Raw genomic sequence first — 1,980 nt, forward strand, 5'->3', positions numbered from 1 at the left:
TCTGGGGCTTTGCGTCATCACGTATTTATGTCTGGCGTGCCATCGGTGGTGCGGCCTAACATGCGGTTCAAGCCGTTCGCTTCGCTCACTGGGACGGGCTAAAGCCCGCCCCTTAACCTATCGTTATGTACCTTACCCAAAAATGAAGAAACCCCTACAACTCTATCTCGGTCTATTATTCTTATTATCTTCGCCGGCATTTGCTGATTTCTCGGGTATATGGGCAGTTAAATTTGAAAATCACAGTACAGTTACAAACATAACTGATGAGTTTAATATTTCTATAATGCAACAAGGCAAAAACATTTGCGGGTTCCACTATGGAACGGCACGCGGAAAAGCAAAAATCGACCAGGGCTGGGCCTATGAGGACAGGCCAACTATATATGGCATTACAGAATCAGATGAAGTCGCAACCCTAACTCTAATTAGCGCGCACAATGAAAACCCGATACGAGCTACCATTACAATAATCAACGACGCCCTTACCTGGAAAGTAAGCAATGCAAATATCATTGCAGAGCCAACTATTCCTGAGTTCGCCACCCTACATAGAATTCCTCAGAACAGTTTCAGCATGCGCAAATTAAAAAATTGCGTCGAAAACGGCACATAACAACTGGTTCAAATCGTTCGCTTCGCTCACTGGGACGGGCTAAAGCCCGCCCCTTAACCAATCGTTATACGCCTGCAAGGAATCGCAATGATCACTGTCTATGGAATTGATGTTCACTTAAATCCCATAAAAGCAAAGATGTCTGATGCGCTGCATAGATGCATGACTTCGGCTCTTGGGCTGCCTGAGGATAAGCGCGCTCACCGTTTCGTCCCGCTTGAAAAAACAAATTTCTATTACCCAGGCGGCAGGTCTGAAAAATACACAGTCATAGAAATCAGCATGATTTCTGGGCGTACTGAAGAAACAAAAAAGAAACTCATAAAGCAAATATTTTCAGCTTTTGAGCGTGACTTATCCATTAGCCCTATTGATGTCGAAATAACAATATTTGAGCAGCCAAGTCATTGCTGGGGTTTTCGAGGAATCACAGGCGATGAGGCAACCTTAAGTTACAAGGTAAACGTATAACTACTGGTTCAAATCGTTCGCTGCGCTCTCTGGGACTTGCTAGAGCAAGCCCCTTAACCAAACGTTAGGCTCCCTCCGGAAGTGCTGCTTTTGTTAGTTTTGTGGCGTTTTCAACATCGCTCTCGGGGTGTAAATCTTAAGTTTTCCTGCTCCACCGCAAGGCGCTTCCACTGTTCAACTAAATTCGTGCTTTAAATGCATTGCCAAGCCAAAGTAATCGGCAGGCACAAATTAACAATGTAACGCGCAGCGCTTGTGTCACGTTCAGCGCTAATTTTGAAAATGCCGGAGGCTAGGCTTTCGCTCGGCGGCGGTCTCAGGTACAAAAGGCAATTGTAAAAATGCACACAAACGCGCACGACTTGAAAAGTCTAACAAATGGTTCAAATCGTTCGCTGCGCTCTCTGGGACTTGCTAAAGCAAGCCCCTTAACCAAACGTTAGGCATACAAAGCAAAGGAATGCGGGCACATGGAAAATCGCGGATTCAATAGTTCAAAACCGTGTATTTCTCATGAAAAGAATTTTGGATATTTGAAATCGCGGGCGGGCCAAAAAATCTTGGTTCAACAATATCCGGCACACCGGCCATGGCATCGCGCTGGCGCTGAGGCGCTCCAAAATCACCAAGCAGAAAAAGCACATGAAACGGCACAAACAGCATGAAAGATCAGGCACAGCACTTAAAAGCAAAAGCATTGCCAGCTATCGTGTTGCTACAACTTACAGTGCCCGACTCAAGCCCGCGCCTAACAAGTGGTTCAAATCGTTCGCTTCGCTCACTGGGACCGGCTAAAGCCGGCCCCTTAACCAAACGTTATGCAGCTATGAAGAGTTTCGAGTATGGACACAAAAGAAAATAGAGCTGAGGTTCCGGCAATTAAAGACGCTGAC

General features: G+C 45.9%; 3 protein-coding genes. 2 read left to right on the top strand and 1 reads right to left on the bottom strand.

Going from position 1 to position 1,980, the window contains the following annotated elements:
• Positions 1–616, top strand: a 616-nt coding sequence (locus tag D8779_RS20475; protein ID WP_205895864.1) for a hypothetical protein, incomplete at its 5' end; no start/stop codon positions are given.
• Positions 617–703: 87 nt separating this feature from the next.
• On the top strand, positions 704–1,087 hold the full coding sequence (locus D8779_RS20480; RefSeq protein ID WP_136666457.1) for a tautomerase family protein: 384 nt from the start codon (positions 704–706) through the stop codon (positions 1,085–1,087).
• Positions 1,088–1,573: 486 nt separating this feature from the next.
• Here D8779_RS20480 and D8779_RS20590 read toward each other — a convergent pair whose 3' ends face one another.
• Positions 1,574–1,750: a hypothetical protein gene (locus D8779_RS20590; RefSeq protein ID WP_167492610.1), complete on the bottom strand. Its 177-nt coding sequence runs from the start codon at positions 1,748–1,750 to the stop codon at positions 1,574–1,576.
• Positions 1,751–1,980: the final 230 nt, after the last annotated feature.

This window comes from Pseudomonas leptonychotis, from assembly GCF_004920405.1.
Classification (GTDB): Bacteria; Pseudomonadota; Gammaproteobacteria; order Pseudomonadales; family Pseudomonadaceae; genus Aquipseudomonas; species Aquipseudomonas leptonychotis.